18 protein-coding genes are annotated in these 22978 nt (G+C 53.5%); 11 read left to right on the forward strand and 7 right to left on the reverse strand.

Features of this window, described 5'->3' with window-relative positions:
- Positions 1-25 precede the first annotated feature (25 nt).
- From C4S74_RS21600 to C4S74_RS21610, 3 genes are all read left to right on the forward strand, one after another.
- Positions 26-655: a YdcF family protein gene (locus tag C4S74_RS21600; RefSeq protein WP_103997415.1), complete on the forward strand. Its 630-nt coding sequence runs from the start codon at positions 26-28 to the stop codon at positions 653-655.
- Between the two features lie 383 nt (positions 656-1038).
- Entirely contained in the window at positions 1039-5628 is a 4590-nt protein-coding gene (gene gltB, locus C4S74_RS21605) for a glutamate synthase large subunit (RefSeq protein WP_103997416.1), read from the forward strand.
- Between the two features lie 43 nt (positions 5629-5671).
- Entirely contained in the window at positions 5672-7156 is a 1485-nt protein-coding gene (locus tag C4S74_RS21610; RefSeq protein ID WP_103997417.1) for a glutamate synthase subunit beta, read from the forward strand.
- A 42-nt stretch (positions 7157-7198) separates the two neighbouring features.
- On the opposite strand, the gene C4S74_RS21615 is transcribed toward C4S74_RS21610, so the two are convergent.
- Positions 7199-7945, reverse strand: a complete 747-nt coding sequence (locus tag C4S74_RS21615) for an HAD family hydrolase (protein WP_103997418.1) — start codon at positions 7943-7945, stop codon at positions 7199-7201.
- A gap of 199 nt (positions 7946-8144) precedes the next feature.
- Here C4S74_RS21615 and cls point away from each other — a divergent pair, with 199 nt between their 5' ends.
- The gene (cls, locus tag C4S74_RS21620) at positions 8145-9575 is read left to right on the forward strand and encodes a cardiolipin synthase (protein WP_103997419.1); all 1431 of its coding nucleotides are present in this window, start codon (positions 8145-8147) and stop codon (positions 9573-9575) included.
- Between the two features lie 89 nt (positions 9576-9664).
- On the opposite strand, the gene C4S74_RS21625 is transcribed toward cls, so the two are convergent.
- From C4S74_RS21625 to C4S74_RS21645, 5 genes are all read right to left on the reverse strand, one after another.
- Positions 9665-10072: a hypothetical protein gene (locus C4S74_RS21625; protein ID WP_103997420.1), complete on the reverse strand. Its 408-nt coding sequence runs from the start codon at positions 10070-10072 to the stop codon at positions 9665-9667.
- A gap of 212 nt (positions 10073-10284) precedes the next feature.
- Entirely contained in the window at positions 10285-11178 is an 894-nt protein-coding gene (gene ligD / locus C4S74_RS21630) for a non-homologous end-joining DNA ligase (RefSeq protein ID WP_103997421.1), read from the reverse strand.
- A 241-nt stretch (positions 11179-11419) separates the two neighbouring features.
- Positions 11420-12586, reverse strand: coding sequence for an oxalate decarboxylase family bicupin (locus tag C4S74_RS21635; protein ID WP_103997488.1), 1167 nt, complete (start codon positions 12584-12586; stop codon positions 11420-11422).
- A gap of 94 nt (positions 12587-12680) precedes the next feature.
- A complete protein-coding gene (gene ggt, locus C4S74_RS21640; RefSeq protein ID WP_103997422.1) occupies positions 12681-14312 on the reverse strand; it encodes a gamma-glutamyltransferase in 1632 nt (543 codons plus the stop codon).
- Between the two features lie 91 nt (positions 14313-14403).
- Positions 14404-15699, reverse strand: coding sequence for a uracil/xanthine transporter (locus tag C4S74_RS21645; RefSeq protein ID WP_103997423.1), 1296 nt, complete (start codon positions 15697-15699; stop codon positions 14404-14406).
- Between the two features lie 314 nt (positions 15700-16013).
- On the opposite strand from C4S74_RS21645, the gene C4S74_RS21650 reads away from it, so the two are divergent.
- Entirely contained in the window at positions 16014-16964 is a 951-nt protein-coding gene (locus tag C4S74_RS21650) for an RNA ligase family protein (RefSeq protein ID WP_103997424.1), read from the forward strand.
- Positions 16965-17209: 245 nt separating this feature from the next.
- Here C4S74_RS21650 and C4S74_RS21655 read toward each other — a convergent pair whose 3' ends face one another.
- Positions 17210-18073, reverse strand: a complete 864-nt coding sequence (locus C4S74_RS21655) for a Ku protein (RefSeq protein ID WP_103997425.1) — start codon at positions 18071-18073, stop codon at positions 17210-17212.
- 189 nt (positions 18074-18262) lie between these two features.
- Here C4S74_RS21655 and C4S74_RS21660 point away from each other — a divergent pair, with 189 nt between their 5' ends.
- The 6 genes from C4S74_RS21660 (at position 18263) to tsaD (ending at position 22739) form a co-directional block, all read left to right on the forward strand.
- A complete protein-coding gene (locus tag C4S74_RS21660) occupies positions 18263-18460 on the forward strand; it encodes a hypothetical protein (protein ID WP_103997426.1) in 198 nt (65 codons plus the stop codon).
- Between the two features lie 163 nt (positions 18461-18623).
- The gene (thiL, locus tag C4S74_RS21665; RefSeq protein WP_103997427.1) at positions 18624-19655 is read left to right on the forward strand and encodes a thiamine-phosphate kinase; all 1032 of its coding nucleotides are present in this window, start codon (positions 18624-18626) and stop codon (positions 19653-19655) included.
- 15 nt (positions 19656-19670) lie between these two features.
- Complete coding sequence (gene tsaE / locus C4S74_RS21670) at positions 19671-20144, forward strand: tRNA (adenosine(37)-N6)-threonylcarbamoyltransferase complex ATPase subunit type 1 TsaE (RefSeq protein WP_103997428.1); 474 nt, start codon at positions 19671-19673, stop codon at positions 20142-20144.
- Positions 20141-21148 carry a tRNA (adenosine(37)-N6)-threonylcarbamoyltransferase complex dimerization subunit type 1 TsaB gene (gene tsaB / locus C4S74_RS21675; RefSeq protein WP_258042567.1) on the forward strand — a complete coding sequence of 336 codons (1008 nt, stop codon included), beginning with the start codon at positions 20141-20143 and terminating at the stop codon, positions 21146-21148. Before tsaE ends, tsaB begins: the two co-directional genes overlap by 4 nt.
- A 70-nt stretch (positions 21149-21218) precedes the next feature.
- Positions 21219-21662 carry a ribosomal protein S18-alanine N-acetyltransferase gene (gene rimI, locus C4S74_RS21680; protein WP_258042570.1) on the forward strand — a complete coding sequence of 148 codons (444 nt, stop codon included), beginning with the start codon at positions 21219-21221 and terminating at the stop codon, positions 21660-21662.
- Between the two features lie 51 nt (positions 21663-21713).
- A complete protein-coding gene (tsaD, locus tag C4S74_RS21685) occupies positions 21714-22739 on the forward strand; it encodes a tRNA (adenosine(37)-N6)-threonylcarbamoyltransferase complex transferase subunit TsaD (RefSeq protein ID WP_042234088.1) in 1026 nt (341 codons plus the stop codon).
- The last annotated feature ends 239 nt before the right edge of the window (positions 22740-22978 follow it).

The raw sequence follows: 22978 nt of genomic DNA on the forward strand, positions 1-22978 counted from the left end.
GGGAGAAAGGCAGGAAAAAGACGGAATGAAGGCCGTACGGGAAGGCAGACGGAAGAATAAGCGATGGGTAAGACGGCTGTACGTCGTCTTGTCCTGCATGGGAGTGATCCTATTATATATAGTAGGAATGAGCGGATGGATTTATTATGTCGGGGAAAATTCCCGCGGCAGCCGGAGTGACGCGATCATCGTTCTGGGCGCGGCCGTCTGGAACGGAAAGCCCAGCAACGCGATGAAGGAGCGGCTCGATATCGCGGTCGAGGCTTACCGCGGCGGGCTGGCCAAGAATATCATCGCAACGGGCGGCACGACGACAAGCGAACCGACGGAAGCCAGCGTGATGCGAACCTACCTTGTCGGCAAAGGCATTCCGGAGACGGCGGTCTTTCTGGAGGATGAATCTACCTCCACGATAGAGAATCTGGACAACAGCCGCAAGATCATGGAGAGGGAGAAGTGGGAGACGGCGGTCATCGTAACGCACGGCTTTCATACGTACCGTTCCCTGCTTATGGCAAGGAGCCTAAACATGAACGTAACGGCTGAACCGGTCCGGATCAAACCGGTGGCGATCTACTATTATACGCTTCGCGAATGCGCCGGAATTACCTATTTTATGAGCGAACGCCTTTTAAAGACAATCGGAATCGGATAAACCTCCTTGTCCAAACACAAACATTTAAAGGGTAAGTCCATGTTAACTTTCGGATTTGAAAATTTTGTAAACTAACATTAAATGGTAGATTTGTAGATTCATAAAAAGCGAAATTTTTCCGCGAAATCTCTGAGTTTCAAGCCCTGTCCAGTGTTTCCCATTAAAATTTTTTTTCAACCCATAACCTTTTTTTAAATTGCACTCTAGAAAGTCTAATGTTAATATAATAGAAAAATATCGAGGCGAATCGCTAAAAGATTCGGTTTTTGGGCAAATACAGGCGAATTTGGCAACTTACGCGCGTATTTCCGGACTTCACCCCTTTAATGCAGGCATGGAAACGATGCTGTACCCAAATAAACAAGAGGAAAGGTTGCACAATCATGAACAGAAACGCTTCCCCTTCCAAACAAGGTTTGTACGATCCGCGGTTCGAGCATGATGCCTGCGGGATTGGATTTGTTGCGAATATAAAAGGCAGGCCTTCCCACGAAATCGTCGGGCAGGCGTTGAATGTGCTTTGCAATCTGGACCACCGGGGTGGCCAGGGCAGCGAAGCCAATACGGGTGACGGCGCGGGTATCCTGCTGCAGATTCCGCACGGATTTCTGAGCAGGGTGTGCGCCGAAGATAACATTTCCCTCCCGGAAGCCGGGACTTACGGAGTCGGCATGGTATTCCTCCCGCAGGGGCTGGAAGCCAGGCAGCAATGCGAGCGCATCGCGGAGCGGATTATCAAGGAAGAAGGCCAGCAGTTCCTGGGCTGGAGAACGGTACCTACCGACAACGCCACACTCGGCGAATCGGCCAAAGCTTCCGAACCTTTCGTGCGTCAGCTGTTCATCGCCCGCAGCGGAGATATCCAGGACGAACTGAACTTCGAACGCAAATTGTATGTGATCCGCAAACGGATCGAGAATGAAACCCGCGCTCTGGATAACGCACAGCTCTACTTCCCCAGCTTATCCAGCCGTACCATCGTATACAAAGGCATGCTCACGCCCGAGCAGGTAGACGCTTATTACACGGAACTGCAAGATCCGTCCTTCGAGACGGCAATGGCCCTCGTTCACTCCCGTTTCAGTACCAACACTTTTCCAAGCTGGGAACGCGCCCACCCTTACCGCTACGTCATCCACAACGGTGAAATCAATACCCTGCGGGGCAACGTTAACTGGATGCACGCCCGCCAAGCCATGATCCAAACCGATTTGTTCGGTGAAAATTTCCAAAGTCTTCTCCCGATCGTCGATACCGACGGTTCCGATTCTCAAATTCTCGATAACACACTCGAATTCCTTACGCTTTCCGGACGCTCTCTGCCGCACGCGGCCATGATGATGGTACCGGAGCCGTGGTCCAAGCACGAAACGATGGATCCGGCAAAACGCGCTTTCTACGAATACCACAGCACGCTGATGGAGCCGTGGGACGGACCTGCCGCGATTTCGTTCACAGACGGCCGCATTATCGGCGCCCTGCTCGACCGCAACGGTCTTCGCCCGGCACGTTACTACATCACGCATGACGATCTCATCGTCCTGTCGTCCGAAGTCGGCGTACTCAGCATCGAGCCGGAGCGGATTGCGCGTAAAGAACGTCTGCAGCCGGGACGCATGCTCGTCGTCGATACGGTGGCGGGACGCATTCTGACCGATGAAGAGATCAAAGGACAGATCATTAACGAGCAGCCTTACCAGGAATGGCTCAAGAAGCATCTCGTTTCCATCGGGGACCTGCCGGAAGCCGCTTCCGAGCCGCAGCCGGCTCACGATCTGCTCATCCAGCGCCAGCAGGCATTCGGCTATACCTTTGAGTATCTTCGCAAATTCCTTGAGCCGATGGCCAAAACCGGCGTCGATCCGATCGGTTCCATGGGCTACGACGCGCCTCTGGCCGTTCTGTCGGAACGCCCGCAGCTGCTTTACAGCTATTTCAAGCAGCTGTTCGCTCAAGTAACGAACCCGCCGATCGACTCCAACTTCGAGGAAATCGTCACGGCGCAGGAAACGACGATCGGACCGGAGCGCAACCTGATCCGTCCGGAAGCGGAAAGCTGTCGTCAGATCCGGATTCCGACTCCGATCATTTCCAACGAGGAACTGGCGAAGCTGCGCTACATCAAGCGTGACGGCTTTAAATCCGTCACTTTGCAGACTATCTTCCAGGCATCGTCGGGAAGCCAAGGGCTTGAGCAGGCGATGGAAGAGCTCTATGCCGCCGCCGATAAAGCGATTGCAGACGGAGCTACTTTCCTGATCCTCTCCGATAGAGGCATGGATGGGGAACAGGCGGCCATTCCGGCTCTGCTGGCCGTTGCGGGCCTCCATCACCACCTGATCCGCCAGGGAACGAGAACCAAAGCGAGCCTGATCGTCGAGTCCGGCGAACCGCGCGAAGTGCATCACTTTGCTCTGCTGCTCGGTTACGGAGCGGGCGCGATCAACCCGTATCTCGCTTTCGAGACGCTTAAAGATATGATCGGCAACGGTCAAATAAAAGATATCACGGAAGAGAAAGCTTCCTACAACTTCATCAAGGCATCGACCAAAGGGGTCGTCAAAGTTCTTGCGAAAATGGGGATCTCGACCATCCAGAGTTACCGCGGGGCGCAGATTTTCGAAGCGGTCGGCCTCAGCCAGCAATTCGTGGACCGTTACTTCACCTGGACTTACACGCCTGTCGAAGGCATCGGCCTCGAAGGAGTGGCACAGGAGACGCTGCAGCGCCATCAGCGGGCTTATTCTCCGCGCGACGGGCGCGATCCCGTTCTGGATGCCGGCGGCGAGCTGCAATGGCGTCAGGACGGCGAGGATCATGTGTTCACGCCGGAGACGATCCACTCGCTGCAGACGGCGGTGCGGAACAATGACTATTCCATGTACAAAAAATTCGCGGAGCTCATCAATCGCCAATCCAAGAAAGCGGCTTCGCTGCGCGGCCTGCTTAAGCTGAAATCGGACCGTTCGCCGGTTCCGGTGGCGGAAGTCGAGCCGATTGAAGCGATCTTCAAGCGTTTCAAGACCGGCGCGATGTCGTTCGGCTCCATCAGCAAGGAAGCGCACGAAGCGCTTGCCATCGCCATGAACCGTATCGGCGGACGCAGCAATACAGGCGAAGGCGGGGAGCACCCGAACCGCTTCACGCCGGACGAGAACGGCGATCTGCGCAGAAGCTCCATCAAGCAGGTAGCTTCCGGCCGGTTCGGCGTAACGAGCAATTATCTCGTCAACGCCGACGAGATTCAGATCAAGATGGCCCAAGGCGCCAAGCCTGGAGAAGGCGGTCAGCTGCCTGGCAAGAAAGTCTATCCTTGGGTAGCGGAAGTGCGCGGTACGACGGCCGGCGTCGGCCTGATCTCACCGCCTCCGCACCATGATATCTATTCGATCGAGGATCTGGCGGAACTGATCCACGATCTCAAGAACGCGAACCCCCAGGCGCGCATCAGCGTGAAGCTCGTCTCCGAAGTCGGTGTCGGCACGATCGCGGCCGGCGTGGCCAAGGGCAAGGCGGACGTCATCCTGATCAGCGGATACGACGGCGGTACGGGTGCTTCGCCGCAGACGAGTATCCGCCATGCGGGGCTTCCTTGGGAGCTTGGCCTGGCCGAAGCTCACCAGACGCTCATTCTGAACAACCTGAGAAGCCGCGTCGTACTGGAATCCGACGGCAAAATGATGACCGGCCGGGACGTTATCGTCGCGGCGCTGCTGGGAGCCGAGGAATACGGCTTCTCCACCGCACCGCTTATCTCGCTGGGCTGCATCATGATGCGCGTGTGTCACCTCGACACGTGTCCGGTCGGCGTAGCGACGCAGAATCCGGAGCTTCGCAAGCATTTTATGGGCGAGCCGGAGCATGTCGTGAACTTCATGCACTTTATCGCGCAGGATGTCCGCGAAACGATGGCGGAGCTCGGTTTCCGTACGCTGGAAGAGATGATCGGGCGCACCGAATTCCTGACCCAGGAAGAAGAAGCGGGCCACTGGAAGCTCGAAGGCCTGGATCTCAGCCCTCTGCTTCACCAGCCGGAAATGCCGGAAGATGTCGGCCGCTACAACCAGATGCAGCAGGATCACGGGCTGGATAAATCGCTCGATATGCGCGAAATCCTTCCGCTCTGCAAGCCGGCGCTGGAGTACCAGGATCATGTCCGCATCGAGCTGCCGATCAACAACACGAACCGTGTTGTCGGCACGATTCTCGGCAGCGAAGTGACCCGCCGTTACGGCGCGAAGGGGCTTCCGCACGACACGATCCGCCTGCACTTCAACGGCTCCGCCGGTCAAAGCTTCGGCGCATTCGTGCCGAAGGGCGTGACGCTGTCGCTGGAAGGCGACGCCAACGATTACGTCGGCAAGGGATTGTCCGGCGGTAAAATCGTCATCTTCCCGCCGAGCGAATCGACGTTCGTGCCGGAAGACAACATCGTCATCGGCAACGTGGGCTTCTACGGCGCTACCGACGGGGAAGCGTACATCCGCGGTATCGCGGGCGAACGCTTCGCTGTCCGCAACTCCGGCGTGCGCGTCGTTGTCGAAGGCGTGGGCGACCACGGCTGCGAGTATATGACGGGCGGACGCGTTGTCATCCTCGGCAAGACCGGCCGCAACTTCGCGGCGGGCATGTCGGGCGGCGTAGCTTACGTTCTCGACGAGGACGGCACGATGGCAAGCCGCTGCAACACCGAAATGGTGTCGCTGGAGCAGGTGGAAGAAAGCTACGAAATCAACGAACTCAAGCTGATGATTCAGCATCACGCAACCTTTACCGACAGCTCGATCGCACACCGCGTGCTGGGCCGTTGGGATGAATATATCTGGAAATTCGTGAAAGTCATTCCGAAGGACTATAAACGGATGTTCGATGCTATCGAACGGATGAAGAGATCCGGACTGAGCCAGCAGGATGCCGTTATGAAGGCGTTCGAAGAAAACACGCGCGATCTGGCCCGTGTCGGCGGCAACTAATTCATAACGAGCAGGACAGATTCTAAACGATGGAGGAAGCGCAATGGGAAAACCTACCGGATTTATCGAGTTTCAACGCGAGCTGCCCACCGAGCGCGCCCCTCTGCAGCGGATTCAGGACTGGAAGGAATTTTACAATAAAAATTCCGAAGAGAAACTGCAGGTTCAGGGAGCACGCTGTATGGATTGCGGCATACCGTATTGTCATACAGGCAAAATTATTGCCGGATCAACGACTGGTTGTCCGGTAAACAACCTCATTCCGGAATGGAATGACCTCGTCTACCGCGGTCAATGGCGCGAAGCCCTTGACCGGCTCCACAAGACGAACAACTTCCCGGAATTCACCGGCCGGGTCTGTCCCGCTCCATGCGAAGGCTCCTGTACGGTGGGGCTGATCGATTCTCCGGTTACGATCAAGGACATCGAGAAAGCGATCGTTGACCGCGGTTTTGCGGAAGGCTGGATCGTGCCTGAACCGCCGAAGACGCGTACGGGCAAGAAAGTCGCCGTCATCGGTTCCGGTCCGACCGGACTCGCGGCGGCGGCACAGCTCAACAAAGCGGGCCATACCGTGACCGTTTACGAGCGTGACGACCGGATCGGCGGACTGCTGACCTACGGCATCCCGAACATGAAGCTAGAGAAGCATCTCGTGCAGCGCCGGGTTGACCTGCTGGCGGCGGAAGGCGTTAACTTCGTCACTAATGCGGAAATCGGCAAAAATGTGCCGGTCGATCAGCTGAAGGACGAGTTCGACGCCGTCATTCTGGCAATCGGCGCCACACGCCCGCGTGAACTGGATATTAAAGGCCGCGAGCTTAAAGGAATTTACCCGGCGATGGAGTTCCTGCACAAGAATACCAAGAGCCTGCTCGATTCGAACCTGGCTGACGGCGAGTACATCAATGCCGAAGGCAAAGACGTTATCGTCATCGGCGGCGGCGATACCGGTACCGACTGCGTTGCGACTGCCGTGCGCCACAAAGCGAAGAGCGTGGTCCAGTTCCAGTACCGCGAGAAGCCGCCGGAAACCCGTGCGGTAAGCAACCCTTGGCCGGAATGGCCGAAGGTTTACAAGCTGGAGTACGGTCATGAGGAGGCGAAAGCCGTTCACGGCAAAGATCCGCGTGAATACCTGACGCTCAGCGAAAACTTTGTCGGCGACGATAACGGCAACCTGACGGGGCTCAAAACCGTCAAGGTCAGCTGGAAAAGCGATGACCAAGGCCGTCTCGTGCCTGAAGAAGTGGAAGGCAGCGAGAAGGTTTACCCGGCTCAGCTCGTTTTCCTGGCCATGGGTTTCGCGGGTCCCGAGCAGAACCTGCTTGACCAGCTCGGCATTGAAAGAGATGTGCGTTCGAACGCGAAAGCACAGTACGGCAAGTACAAAACGAACGTGGAAGGCATCTTCGCCGCAGGCGACGTACGCCGCGGTCAGAGCCTTGTCGTATGGGCCATTAATGAAGGACGGGAAGCGGCACGCGAAGTGGACCGTTTCCTGATGGGCAGTTCGAACCTTCCGTAAGGTAAAATAAAAAAGGAGCCGAATGGCTCCTTTTTTTTACGTTTACAAGCTAACGGCTTGTTTGCCGCTGTAGTCGGATATCACCTTCGGAACTTCCGTCAGGGAAGGCAGCGTGAAGAAGGCGCCTTTTGGCGTTGCGGTAATATCGACGATATTGTATTTCCATTCCAGCTGGGCCGGAATATGAATGGCATTGATTCCCGCTTCGATGGCGGGAAGGACATCGGTCCGTACGGAGTTGCCGATCATCCACGTGCGGGCGCGCTCGAACTGCTGGGTATGAATAAGAGTTTCCATAAATTCGCGGGTTTTGTGCAGCGCGACGAAAATCCGTTCGCCGAAATAACGGTGAAGGCCGGCTTCCTGGATTTTACGCATCTGGATCGTGGCATCCCCGCCTGTGTACAGGTACAGCTCGTGTCCCTGATCCATAAGGGATTGAAGAGTCGTGTCCATCATCGGATACGGCTCGATCGAATGCTCGTAAACGCTGTTGCCGAGCTGATAAAGCCACTGCTCGTCTTCTTTCCGGGGAGTTCTGCCGTAAAGCTCGGAATAAAAATGATAAGTTTCGATAAATGACTGCGGAAAACGCTCCGCTTTGAATCCGTGGATTTCCACACCCGCCAAATCTATTTCAAGCTGTTTGTGTTTAATGTCTTCATCCGTGAGGCGATGGCCCGCGAACCAGGTCAGCATCGTATCCACGAACTGCTGAATCACGACATTAAAATATTTGTTGCAGTGAATGAGTGTGTCATCCAGATCGAACAAAATGGTTTGTCTCATGTGCTTTCTCTCCTGGTCTCTAGATAGGTTTAACGATTATTATACCATGTCCGGTTTAGATAACCCAGCTTTACAAGACAACGTGGTCGGCTTATGTTTATAGGATCCGAATAGTGGATTAAGAGTACGTAAAACCTAAAGATACGGCAATCCCGGCCGGCAAGGGCCGGTTACGGAATAGAGAAGGGGGAACCGGCCGATGCTGTGGCTTGTCATTGCGCTGCTTTTATTTATTTTTCAAATCGTCACGATCGTTATGGTGGAGTTCAAGAATCCGACCAAAACGGTTGCCTGGCTGATGATCTTGTTTATCCTGCCGGTCATCGGATTTATTATGTACTATTTTCTGGCCAAAGAATACTCGCAGCGGCGCAACGTCAAACGTAAAAACCGGCGGGTGCTCGGGGAAATGCAAAGAGAAATGCGCCGGGAGCTGGAGAAGACAAAAAAAGGCGAGGATTATCCCGTGCCCAAAATTGTCAAGGAACCCCGGCTTTTCGGTTTACTGAGCAACATCCCCAGTTCGCCGATTACCCGCAATAACGAGGTGGAGGTATTGACCAACGGCGAGGCGGCTTACCAAGCCATGTTCGATGCCATGGAGAAGGCCAAACATCACATCCACTTCGAGTTCTATATCGTGCGGCACGATGACACCGGCAAGAAATTTCAGGAGCTTCTGATCCGGAAGGCGCGCGAGGGCGTGAAGGTTCGGGTCATTTATGACGGAATCGGCAGCTACAAGCTTGCTTCTTCTTACATACGCGAATTGATTGAAGCGGGAGTCGAGACCTATTGTTTTCTTCCGGCTTTTATCGCTTTTTTCGATAAACGAATGAACTATCGGAACCACCGGAAAATTATCGTAGTGGATGGAACCGTCGGGTTTGTGGGCGGCATTAACATAGGTGACGAGTATTTGGGAAAACATCCGGTTCTCGGGTTTTGGCGGGATACTCATCTGAAGCTTGTAGGCGATTCGGTCTATTATTTGCAGAGCACCTTCTTGTCCGATTGGGAATTTGTCTGCCGCCAGAAGCTGGTGGATACGAATTTTTTTCCGGAACATACATGTATAGGCAAACAACCCGTTCAAATCGTGGCCAGCGGTCCCGATGCCCACTGGGATTCTATTCTCGAATCGTATTTCGGCGGGATTACGACCGCAAAGAAACGGATCTATATCACGACCCCTTACTTTATCCCCGATGCCAGTCTGATGATGGGGCTTAAAACGGCGGCCATAAGCGGCGTCGACGTCAAAATTATTTTCCCGCAGATTCCCGATTCCTGGATCGTCCATTATGCTTCCCTGTCCTATATTCATGAGCTCATGCAGACGGGAGTGAGGTTCTATCAGTACCAGCCCGGATTCGTTCATGCGAAAGTCACCATCATTGACGATTTGTTCGCCACCGTGGGGACCGCCAATATGGATATGCGCAGCTTTTACAGCAATTTCGAACTGAACGCGATATTGTACGACGCGGAAACGATCCAGCGGCTGGAGCATGATTTCCTGGAGGACTTGAAAAACAGCAAACGCATCATCCTGTCGGAGTTTGAAAAACGTTCCCGTTTCCAGCGCGGCAAAGAAGTGCTGGGAAGGCTGCTGTCCCCTTTGTTCTAAAAAAAGCGGCCAACGGCGGAAAAAGCCCGGTCTCACTTGAAAAGTGAAGCGGGGCTCTCAGGTTTGGGCCGGGGTTCAGTAGTGGAGTATTATGAGGAGCGCGGCACAGATTTTTTGAAAAATAGAAGAAGCAGAAGGCTGGGCGTAAGACCGGCCAGACCTATCGAGTCCATAAGCAGGAGATGAGTCGGGACTTGAGTGACTTCCAACATAATTAGAGCCGAAGCTGCGGAGAAATAAATCAGAGCGGCGAAATAGGAATAGAAGATAGCTTTAGACCGGAGCGATCTCATCCGTTCATCCGGTTTTTTGAGGAAGGGAGATAAATAAATATTGCATAACATATTCATTAGTATACAAGTGAGGAAGATGATGGTGGGCCAATAGGTGGGTTTACCGGCATCCAGCCGCGGAATCATTTTAAACAAAAAGAAAAGCGTAAACAGCAAACCGAGCAGCATGAACGTTCTGTCTTTCAAGGCTTCTTTGAAGTTCAAGGCAGCCATCGCCTCCCTGTATAACGAATTTGTAAACAATACATCGTCCGATTTTGTCCGTCATCCATAATTGGTAGTTAATGTATCTTATATTTTATCTCATAATCGCAGCATTGGAAAATAAAATTTGGAAATTCTTCATGCATGCAAAAAAAAGACCTCCCCCAACAGGGAAAGGTCTATCCAGGGGCCAATGGGATGGGACCGTCGCGCTATTCCAAATGAGAAAGAACGGCGTCCAGGTTCTGGGGAGGCACCTTCTCGATTAGATCCCCCATCCGCTTGATCCGATCCACGATAACGTGCAGGGTAAAATCCCTCGGATCACAGCGCTGCTCGACTTCTTCCCACAGAAGCGGGGTGGAGACCGTACCGGGCATTTTCGCCCGCGGCGTGTAGGGAGCGGAAAGCGTTTTGCCGTACCAGTGCTGAAGGTAATCGAAGTAGATGAGATCGCCGCGGTTCTTTTTCAGACGCTCGATCGTAAACAGCTTCGGGTATTTCTTAACGACGAAGGAGCCGATAAAATAGCCGATTTTGCGAAGCTGCTCGAAGGTATATCCGTGCTGAATGGGCACGTAGATTTGTACGCCGGTCGCTCCGGACGTTTTGGGCACGGACTGGATATGAAGAGAATCCAGGACCTCTCCGATCAAGTGGGCGGCTTCCATAATCCGCGGCTCGACTTCCAGGCTGGGGTCGATATCAATGAGCCACTCGGCCGGCAGCGTCTCCCCGATGCGGTGAAACGAAGGATGAAATTCCAGGCAGGCGAGGTTGCCGAGCCAGATCAGCGTCGGAAGCGAATCCAGATTCACATACCGGATGCCGTCCAGCGGAGCGAGATTCACGAAATCCGGAACGGGCTCCGGGGTATTTTTCTGATAGAACGATTTATCGTGAATGCCGTGTGGGAAACGGATCGTCGTCAGATGCCGGTCCCGGCAGTAGCGCAGCAAATAGGGGGACAGCTCAATCAGCTTTTGGAGGAAATCGAGCTTCGTAATTCCCGCCTCGGGCCAGAGCGGTTTTTCGGGATTGGTAATCGTCAGTTCCTGCCCCTCCACCACGATGGTGCCTTGCGTTTTTTTGTACCCTGTGGGCATCCTGTGCACTCCTCCCGGACGTACGAGCATTTATACACATTGTGGGCGAAAAAGACGCCGCCTATTCTTTGCACGCGCGGCGGTTTTCCGATTAGACAAAAGAATAGGGGAAGAAGCCGGATTCCGAACGGATCAAATAGCTGTTTCAGGAAGTATGCCGGATGTCTAAAATAGAATGTAAAAAGCCTTGATCCCCACGATATCCGGAATCAAGGCCGTATCTTACTAACTTCCTTACCTATTATTTATATTTTACATTAGGTCTCTTCTCTTTAGGGAGCTTTTCTATAAACGAGTCTTCAAAATTCAAATGTTCTTTCAACAGGTGAGGCGGAGTTTGAGACATCCATTGGGTGAGAGAAAGATCCGCAAAATGATCGCTTTTAAACATTTCCAGGAATTTCAGGGGCTTGTCCCCGGTATTTTGAATATAGTGTCCCATGGCAAACGGCACGTAGCCCACATCGCCTGCCCGGTAATCATAGGTGCGGGCTTTACCGCCTGAAGCGAATACGGTCATCCGGCCTTGGCCTTCCAGGTAATATTGCCACTCATCCGTATTCGGATGCCAGTGCAGCTCCCGGATGCCGCCCGGCTCGACTTCCACTAATGCGGCTGCCACGGTTTTGGAAACTGGGAAATTGTTCGAATCGGCGATCCAAACCCTGCCTCCGTCGGTTTCAATAGGCTTGTTCTCCGTCAGTTTATAACTGAACGATTCCTTGACCGGATCATTGAGATCTTTCGGCAGCTCCTGAATAATCGGACCCGGAACTTCACCTTGATACATGTAAACTTCTTGTTTAGGTATCTGGTCAAAAGCCTTTTCGCATACGCCAAAGTTTGCCGCCAGAACATCTTTAGGTGTGTGGGCAAACCAGTCGGTAATAGAGAATGTGCTGTTCTCCGAGAAACTGCCGTCATCGAAGACAAGAATGAATTCGACGCCTTCGCTCAGGCCTTTGATCGAGTGCGGAATGCCCGATGGGAAATACCATAGATCGCCTTCTTTCACATCGTCAACGAAATAACTGCCGTCCGGGTTAATCGCTGTAATCCGCGCGCTGCCTTTGATGATAAAGGACCATTCCGCTTCCTTATGCCAATGAAGCTCACGGACGCCGCCCGGCTCCAGATGCATATTAACGCCGGCCAATTCTTTCGCGGCAGGCATTTCCCTGATCGTGACTTCCCGGGACCAGCCCCCATGCTCCACACGCATATGGGAATCGGAATAGGAGAATTTCAAGTTGGGCATCGTTCCGTGGTCGGTATCCGGAGGTACAAGGATATCGGGGTTTTGCAAATCACGGGGAATATTACGCGCGCCCCAGATATCTCCGCCTTTGTCTTCTTTTCGGGGTTGGGGAACGTTATGATTCGAGCAGTTGTTCATGTTATTGTTCATGTTAGTGTCAGCCTTATTGTTTTCGTAATTTTTCATGGATATCACCTTTCTTTTATATAATATTAATGAAATATTCCGTCCAATATTTCCGTGTCTAGTCGCCGATCGCCAAGCCGTCCGCCCGCGGATCAGCTCCGGCTTCCAAGTGCTCCGGCCATATCCGGATCGCTTGGGCATGGCCCATCAGGTCGCTGAAATTTTCGAGAATCTCGACATTTTCATGTCCCAGCTCACGCAGCTTGTCCGCAATTTTCGGATCGTATCTTCCTTCAAGTCTCAAGCCTCTGACGTGGTCCCCCCATGTCCTTCCCAGGAGCCAGCGCGGAGCATCAATGGCTTCTTGTACGGAATATCCTTGATCCAATACCCGCATAATGATCAATGCTTGCGTTTGAGGCTCTCCGTCACCGCCCATGGCGCCTACAACCATTTCCGGTTTATCGTCTTTCATAACCATCGAGCATGTGAGCGTATGTGCCGGACGTTTATTCGGCTCCAGCCTGTCGCGGGATTTCGGATCCAGAGAGAAATGGGTGCCTCTGTTTTGCAGAAGCATTCCGGTATCGCCTGCGACTAAACCCGAGCCCCATTCCCAATAAAGACTCTGAATGACGCCCGCCACGTTGCCCTCTTCATCCACCGCACAGCAGAAAGTCGTATCTCCTTTTTGACCTAATCCTTTTTCGGGAGGCCCCAAGCTGGGGTCATGCAATTTTTTGACACGGTCGCGGAAATATTCCTTGCTTAATAAAGTTTCAAGCGGAATATGATAAAAATCCGGGTCATCCAGGTAAGTGTCACGGTCTTTAAAGGAGAAGGCGGTTGCCCTCGTAAAAGCATCGATAAATTCACTTTCCTCATGCTTCATCCTGCCGACGTCCTTGTGCTCCATCATGCCTAAAATTTGCAAGGTTACAAAGCCTGCAGAGTTCGGCGGCGGAGCCAAAACCTTCCGGTCCCGGTATTCGACCTCTATAGGGTCGAACCAGTCAGCGCGATGATTCGCAAAGTCTTCCGTGGTGAGAAAGCCTCCGTTTTCCTGAAGAAAATCGCACACTTGCTTGGCGATCTCTCCTTTATAAAAAGCGTCAAATCCGCCTTCGGCTATCTTTTCAAGCGTTTTGGCCAGATTCGGATTCCTCATAATATCGCCGGCCATATAGGGAGCAACCCCATCTTTCAGAAACGTTTTGGCTGTGGTGGGGTAGGTCCTCAGCAGATCGATGGCAAATTCCGAGAATCTTGCTACGGAGTCACCTGCCGGAAATCCGTTTCTCGCATAATCAACGGCCGGTTCCAGGCATCGGGACAGGGGCAGTTTTCCGAACTTCCGATGAGCTTCAAGCCAGCCGCTCACTGCACCGGGCACGGTATTAACCGCTTTTGGCCCCCGCACATCGATTCCGTCCTCCCGTGAATAATTAGACATGGAAACGTTCGAGCCCGATCTTCCGGTGGCGTTCAGCGAATGTTTTTTTCCTGTTTTCGCATCATAGATCAGCCAGAAAGCATCTCCGCCGGCACCTGTCATATGAGGGAATACGACGCTTAGTACACTGTTAGCGGCAACCATGGCATCCACTGCGCTTCCGCCCTCGTTAAGAATACGATTGGCAGCCATAGAGGCCAAGTTGCTTGGTGTAGCAACTGCCGACTTCCTGGCTATACAAGATCTGCCGTAGCGGGGATCGATATCCCTACCGATCTTGTACGAATTGATATTCATTTGCTCACCTTCCTAATGTAAAGTTGCTTCCTTGCAGTAAGAAGCACTAGTCCACTATTTAACCAATATTTATAAGATTAAACTTTAATTTTCAATTAAATTCTTCTATTTTATCCCAATTTATTGTATTTTCCAGTATCAATGCCAGTGTAATCCCCACAAGCAGACCATTGTTGATAAAAGGTTGTATAAAGGTCGGTAATCCTGAAAAATACGATTTCGGAAGTATCATGAGGACTACCGCTATAAATACCGGTAAAGACGAGCGGTATACATTCCGTTTATTCAACTTTATCTTCTTGAAAAATTTCAGGGAGGACAGCAGCAGCTGCAAATAGGCAACGAACAGCACCGTGCTGCCTACACTCAGGGGGATGTTGGAAAAGAAATGAGCGATGGGCGGAATAGCCCCCATGATCAGGAATAACGAGCCGCCGATAATAAAGGGCAGCCGATTAATGATTCCCGACTGCTTTAAAAATCCGATGGAGGAGACAAAGGGCGCATAAGGAACCAGTCCGAATAACCCGCTGATCCCCGTGAAAATACCGGAAACGATCAAGCTGGCATCGAATTGTTTTTTTTGTGTGGTGCTGTCGTATAAATCCTCGGTCCCCTTTAAAGCCCCGAATGTATTCGCCAGATTAAGAAGGCCTGAAAGCACGGCCACCATAATAATCCCTATGTTTAAATCCGGCTTGCCCAGCATAAAAAATTCGAGTTTAAAAGATGCGGTAGGCGGAACAGTCTCTTCCTGGCCCAAAAACAGCTCAAATGCACCCCAGCCCGCAACGATTCCCGCCAGCAGAGAGTATTTGCTGAATTTGTTTGGCAGGGTAATATTCACCACAATGATCAGAAGCATCATAACTAGCGATAGAAACGAAATACCGAGATTAACTTTGGCGTCATCCGGTGAATTGCCCATGGGGATACCCAGCATGCCCTTGAGGAAAATCTGGATTAATTGAAAGCCGAACAACAGCATGAAAACACCCATGACCCCCGGTTTAAATAAGTTAGCCAAGGCGGCCCCCCAGCCGAAAATACCGACCGTTAACGTCACAACGGCAGAAATAAGGATTCCTACGGTAAGACTTCCACCCAGTTCGTTTAATGAAATGTTCTGGGCCGCCGCTATGCTTACAGTGGTCAGAATCATGCCCCACCATAATCCGGATTGGCCTTCCAGTATGGCCCGGCGGTGTCCGAGAAAAGCCTGGCAAATACAAGCGCTTCCCGTGACGATAAAAGTGAGCTGCAGGGTCGTCATGATACGATCCTCCGATAATTGGAACGCCTGGCCGATAGTCAGAGGAACGATGACACTGTTGGCAAAGATGAAAAATAACCACTGCAGCCCCGCTATCCAGTTATCCCCCTTCAATACATCTTTCCTTTCATTTCTCCTAACCTCCTTTCATAGCTTTGAACTGAACCGCCGGGATAGCAGCGATTTACAAGAAGTTACCTGGCGGCTTTCAAATGTTTACCCATAAACAAAAATAAATATAGGTATTTTGTGAAAATAAGTTCATATTAAAATTGTATGTAATGATAACTTTATAAGAATAGATGTTTATTTATATAAATTGAATATTTATCCAGTGAGTTAAACGGCACCTCGAACAGGCTGCGAAAAAAATCGGCGGATGATGGGAATAATGTCGGGTAACAAACCTTTTCGGAAGAAGGCACATAATGAAACTGACACCCGTCATTCCCTTTGAACCCGTAAGTTCAAGCAAGACGCCCGAAGGCGAAAATTGGATAACCCAGATTAAATGGGACGGCATACGAATGCTGCATTACTTTGACGGAACCGAAACCCGCTTGTTCAACCGCAAGCTGAATGAACGTACGCTGCAATATCCCGAACTATTGGATACGCGAAAATTTTGCCAGGCCGATTCCGTGATCCTTGACGGCGAAATTATTTGTCTGGATAATAACAAACCGTCCTTTCATGAAGTGATGAGAAGAGAAAGCTTAAAGCAAAGCGCCAAAATAAAACTTGCAGTAAACCAAATTCCGGTAAGTTATATGGTGTTTGACATTCTTTATCTCAATGGAAAATGGGTTATCGACCAAAATTTGCGTGATCGCCAAAAGTTACTCCACAATGTCATCGTGCCAAATGACCATGTACAACTCGTCCCGAATGTCACGGATGGACACGCTCTTTTTCAAGTTATGAAGCAGCATCAAATGGAGGGAGTCATTTATAAAGACCTCCAGAGCGCGTATAGCTTAAACGGGAAGGACGGCAGGTGGAGGAAGCACAAAATATTTGTCGACCTTTATGCGGTAGTCGGCGGGGTTACTTTTCGTGATCGCATTGTGAATTCGTTACTGCTGGGCCTGTACGATAACGAAGGGAAGGAACTGACGTATATTGGCCATGCCGGAACGGGGAAGCTAACTAATAAAGAGTGGTTGGAGATAACCGCTTTAGTGAACGAATTAGCTATAGAAAATAGACCCTTCGTAAATATGCCTTTACGTCAGAAGGATGCCGTATGGATACGTCCCGCGCTTGCTGTTAAGGTTGAATTTCTCGAATTCACCCCTGCGAACACAATGAGACATCCAAGCATTCAAGCCTTTGTCGATGTCCCTCCAAGAAGCTGTACGATTTCTCAAATACAATAACAAAATGAATATACGGTATGATCTGAAATTTGAGGCAGCCGAAAATCCAGGCTTTCCTTTCCTCCGCTTCAAATAATTGTGCATTCCTGGAGGAAAACGCAGCCGGTACAAACAAAAACGAGCCCCGAATCGAATCGGAGGCTCGTTATTTACGTCATTATCCGGCAAGTATCAAACCAAGGAGGCGCCGAAGCGAAACCGGAGACAGCCGGAACCAAAACCGGGCGTGGCTCCGTGGCTCCGATTCAGGATACCGTTTCCTTCGCCTTTTCTTTCGTCTTGCGCGGTTTTGCCGCTTTCGGCTTCGCTTTGGCTTTGGCGTCCGACTTGTCGGCCGCGACGGGCTTGACCGCTTCGAGGCTCGCTTGAAGCGCGGACATCAGGTCGATCACGTTGGTACGTTTCTGCTCCGGAGCGACCTGGACTTCTTCGCCGGCGACTTTGTGCTGGATCGCTTCCATCAGCGCGCTGCGGTATTCGTCCTGGTATTTCTCCGGCTCGAACGGAGTGGACAACTGCTCGATCAGCATTTTGGCCATCGTGAGCTCTTTGTCATTTACGTTCGAGGCTTCCGGAAGATTGGGAACCTGACTGATCGCACGGATCTCGTCCGGATAGAAAATCGTTTCCAGAGCGATGCAGTTATCGATAACCCGGACGGCGGCGAGACTGCTTTTGGAACGGATAGAAATGGTGGCGATCCCGATTTTACCGGTCTGTTTGATCGATTCGAGCAGCAGATTGTAGGCGTTGGCGCCTGTATCACCGGGAGAGAGGTAGTAAGTTTTCTGAAAATAAATGGGATCGATGTCAGTCAAATCGACAAAATCCAGAATTTTAATTTCTTTAGTCGCTTCACCGGAGATTTTCTCCAATTCTTCTTTCTCAAAAAGAACGAAGCGGCCGGGCTCGTATTCATAGCCCTTCGTAATTTCTCCCCACTCCACTTCCGTGTCGCAGGTGGTGCATTTTCTCACATAAGAAAGAGGGGTTGTACAGCGTTTATGAATGTAACGCATGGAGATGTCTTTCTCTTCCGTAGCCGAGAACATTTTAACGGGAACGTGCACCAGACCGAAGCTGATGGCGCCTTTCCAGACCGTATGCATGAGGGGAAACCTCCTGGGGCGCCCGCGTGGGCGGGCTTATTTTGCCGGGTCCGTACGGAACCGGACGCTTTGTGGCCTTACTCTTTTAGGATCAGTATGTCCAAAAAATTCGCCGGATATGAATGCTTTAGGCGGTTTTGTGCCACGCTAACCGGAGCCAGGTTTACTCCGGGAAGTGGAGGTGATGAAATGGGAGACGACAAGAATGAGAAAGAACTTAAAGACAGCACCCATCAGGGCCGGGACGATTACTACATGGACATCGACCGGATGATCAACGAAGGGCTCGGCGGCGGCCAGGTTACGGTTCATAACGGTCTGATCGAGGAGTCCACGACCGATACGATGGGATATCCGGAATCCGTAACGGATAACGGGGAAGAGTAAGGTTGGCGCCTGCATGAAGAAATGTACATGCAGGCGCTTTTTTTGCGGCGCGGAGAAGGAGCCGGAAGAGCGTCCGTGCCTTGACGGAACCCGGATATCCCGGTTGCTAGAGGAAGGATAGAGGGCTATAATAGGAGGCAAACCAAACCGGAGGAGCCCGCCTATGCAGCATGACGAATTCGGCCTGATCCGCCTGCTGACGGGGGACAGACAGCAGCGCGACGGGATGCGTTCCCAGGGAGTGGTCGTCGGCATCGGTGACGATGCGGCCGTAGCCGCCTTGTCCCCCGGTATGCAGCTTGTCGCCTCCTGCGACACGATGACCGAAGGGATTCATTTCCTGCCCGTGACGATGCGCGACGAGGACATTGGCTTCAAGGCGATGGCTTCGAACATCAGCGACATGGCCGCGATGGGCGCAAAGGCGCGCTATGCGCTTGTCGCGCTGTCTCTTCCGAAGGATGCCGACACCGAGCGGATCCGGCGCATCTACGCCGGATTGTACGAGTGCGCGGACTTGTTCGGCGTAGCCGTCGTCGGCGGCGACACGACGTCCACGCGCGGCGGAATCGTGCTGACCGTCACGATTCTGGGCGAAGTCCCCGCAGGCGGGGCCCTGCTGCGCAGCGGCGCGAAACCGGGCGACGCCGTCTTCGTGACGGGGCCGCTCGGCGGCTCGGCCGCGGGGCTGAGCTACCTTCTGAACCGCGGCACGGACGCGGCGCAGTGGGGCGAGCTGCCGGCCGAAGCGGCCGGACTCGTCCGCGCCCACACCCGGCCTCTGCCGCAGGCTGCGGCCGGGGAACTGCTTCAGCGCACAGGCTTGTGCCGGGCGCTGAACGACATCAGCGACGGGCTCGCGAGCGAAGCCGGCGAAATCGCCGAGGCTTCGGGAGTCGGGGTCCTCATCGCGGAAGAGAAGCTGCCGCTGGCGGAAGGGCTTCGCGCCTGCGCGGAGAAGCTGGCCGCCGACCCGCTGGAGTGGGCGCTGTACGGCGGCGAGGACTACCAGCTTCTCGGCACGGCCGCGGAAGCGGATCTGGCGGCTCTGCGGGAGGCCTTCGCGGCCGCGGAGCTGCCCCTGCACGTCATCGGCCGTGTGACGGGTGCCGATGACGGAGTACGGCTGCAGCGCCCGGACGGTTCGGTGCAGCCGCTGCCGAAGCGGGGCTACAATCACTTTGCTGCGAAATGAGAGGAAGCGACGGAAATGGCTTACCAATATAAAGCCGCAGACGAACGGGACACGGAAGCTTTGGCAGCCCAGCTTGCAGCGCTTGCGGGTCCCGGCGCCGTAATCGCGCTGGACGGCGATCTTGGCGCGGGCAAAACGCGTTTTTCGCAGGCGGTGGCTAAATCGATCGGGGTGCAGGGCGTTGTCAACTCCCCGACTTTTACACTGATTAAAGAATACGAGGGGCGGGAGTTCCCTCTCTATCATATGGATGTTTACCGAATTTCTTTGGAAGAAGCCGAAGATTTGGGGCTGGACGACTATTTTTACGGAGAAGGCCTGACTTTAATTGAGTGGGCCAGTCTGGTGGAAGAGCTTCTGCCGCCGAACCGGCTTGAAATTTATATCGAGCACAGCGGAGGAGACGAGCGGGTGTTCCGCTTGAAACCGGCCGGACAGCCTTACGAGAGCTGGTGCGCAAATTTGAAAGAGAACGGATGGTTGGTATGAGCAGCGAAAGCGGGAACAGTACGCGGGAGCGGGAAAAGGCGGCGGATTCTCCGCAGGCCGGAGACAGTGAGGACCGGGACCGCAGCAGGCCCGTATATGACGGGAACGGGTATGTGCTTGCGTTGGATACGTCCACGGCTTCGCTGGCCGTTGCCCTGCTTCGGGACGGCTGCTTAGTCGAAGAAAAACACACCATCGTGGAGCGCAATCATTCCATTCACCTCATGCCTCATTTGCAGGAACTGCTTGCGTCCCGCGGCATTCAGCCGAAGGATCTTGCCGCGGTCGTGGCTGGCCAGGGGCCGGGCTCTTATACCGGCGTACGGATCGCGGTAACCGCGGCGAAAACGTTCGCCTGGTCGCTCGGCATTCCCGCTGCGGCCGTCTCCAGTCTGGAGGCGCTGGCGCTTGGCGGACGGACGGCTTTGCTCGCCGATACGGCCGGCAACGGTGCGGACGATGCCGTGCGCTGGTTCGTGCCCTTGATGAATGCCCGGCGCGGGCAGGCCTTTACCGCGGTTTACGCCTCGGCAGGGAATGGACCGGCCGCCGGGCTTTTGGGCTTGGAAGGGGCGAACGGCGGCGCGGAATCGGGCAGCACGGGCAGCGGATGGGCCCGGCTTCAGCCGGACGGCATCCGCCTCGTGGCGGATTTTGCGCGGCACATCGGGATCGCTGCGGGTGGAGCTGAAGCCCCCGGGACAACTGGGGCGGAATCCGCGGGCGACGGCGGAGCTTTTGTCGTGCCTTCCGCATTTGCAGAACCTCAGGAGATCGTTTTCGTCGGCGAAACTTCCTTTTTCGAAGAGGCGATCGGGCAGGCAGCGGCGGAACTGAACATCCCTGTGCGTGTTCTTCCGTATGATATGACGGCGGCCGAGGTGGGTCTGCTTGGCCTGGACCGGTTAAAACGCGGGGAAACGATCGACAAGTATACGTTCGTTCCGAACTACACCCAGCTTACGGAAGCTGAAGTGAATCTGATGGCTAAGGCCAAATCCTGACGGAAAGGGGAGGGGCTCTTTGGACGAACGAAGATGGGAGCAGCCTGTTTCAACCCCGATTTTCCGTGTGATGAGGCTGGACGACATCCCGCACATTTGCGAAATTGAGCAGGAAGCCTTTACGACGCCCTGGTCGGCAGGCGCTTTTCACAACGAGCTGACGAGCAATCATTTTGCCCATTACACGGTGATGATGGTAGACGGCGTTATTGCGGGGTACGGGGGCATGTGGCTCATTATGGATGAGGCTCATGTGACCAACATCGCGATATCGAGCCGGTTCCGCGGCCGCAAGCTGGGCGTTTCGCTCGTTCACCAGCTTCAAGCGAAGGCTAGATCGCTGGGAGCGGTCCGCATGACGCTGGAAGTCCGCGCGTCGAATTACGTGGCGCAGCGCCTCTACGATAAAATGGGCTTCCGGTACGTCGGCGTCCGCAAAGGCTATTATACCGACAATAACGAAGACGCGATCATTATGTGGGCGGATTTGCCCGACACGAATCAACCCGCCTGAGCGGCGGCAGCGTCCTGTTCGCATTCGATAAAAGGGAATGAAAAAAACGTCATGAACACTACAAAGCCTGTGTACATACTGGCCATTGAAACAAGCTGTGACGAGACGTCCGCAGCCGTGATAGAGAACGGGACCGTTATCAGGTCCAACGTGGTTTCAAGCCAGATCGAAACCCACCGGCGCTTCGGCGGCGTCGTGCCCGAAATCGCATCCCGCCAGCATGTCGAGAGCATTACCTGGATTTTGCAGGAAGCGCTCGATCAGGCGGGGCTTGCGATGAAAGACATGTCCGCCATTGCGGTCACACAAGGGCCGGGGCTTGTCGGCTCTCTGCTTGTCGGCGTAGTGGCGGCCAAAGCGCTGGCATTCTCGCTCGGCCTGCCTTTGATCGGCGTGCATCATATCGCCGGGCACATTTATGCGAATCAGCTTGTCCACAAGCTGGAATATCCGCTGATTTCGCTTGTCGTCTCCGGCGGCCACACCGAGCTTGTGTATATGGAAAGCGAAGGAAGCTTCAAAATCATCGGACAGACGCGGGACGACGCGGCCGGTGAGGCGTACGACAAAGTGGCGCGCGCCTTGAAACTGCCTTATCCGGGCGGTCCCCACATTGACCGCCTTGCCCAGGAAGCGGACGGGGAAATTCCGATGCCGCGTGCCTGGCTGGACGATTCCTACGATTTCAGCTTTAGCGGCTTGAAATCGGCGGTCCTTAACGTCCTTAACCAGTCGCGTATGCGCGGAGAAGAGCCCGTGGCGGCCCATGTCGCCAAAGGTTTCCAGTCCTCCGTGGTGGACGTGCTGGTGGAGAAAGCCGCGCGGGCCGTCCGGGAATACGGCGCCAAGCAGCTTCTGCTGGCGGGAGGAGTGGCGGCTAACCGCGGACTGCGCGAAGGGCTGACGAAGCGCTGTGCGGAGCTTGGCGTGCCTCTGCTGCTGCCGCCGATGGACCTCTGCTCCGACAATGCCGCCATGATCGGCGCCGCCGCTTTCCTCAAATGGAACCGCGGGGATATCACGGGGCCGGAGTTTAAGGCGGAGCCGGTGCTGAGCCTGGAGAAGTGGGGATACTGAGGCTTATTGGAAAAATTTATAGGAAGCTGATAGCGTTAAATATCAGATTCTTGCAAGCTGTCGAGAAAATCTCGACAGCTTATTTAATGTTCATTTAATCTAGGACATCACCCTAATGGTTTACTTATATTTTTTATTGAACAGCGGATGCCATTACCTTCACTGTAATCCCTCTAAATGCTCATCCTCGGTATCGGATCTTTAAGTACTAGTTATATGTTTCTTATTTTTTAGAAGAA

It is taken from the genome of Paenibacillus sp. UNC499MF (assembly GCF_900107975.1).
Taxonomy (GTDB): domain Bacteria; phylum Bacillota; class Bacilli; order Paenibacillales; family NBRC-103111; genus Paenibacillus_F.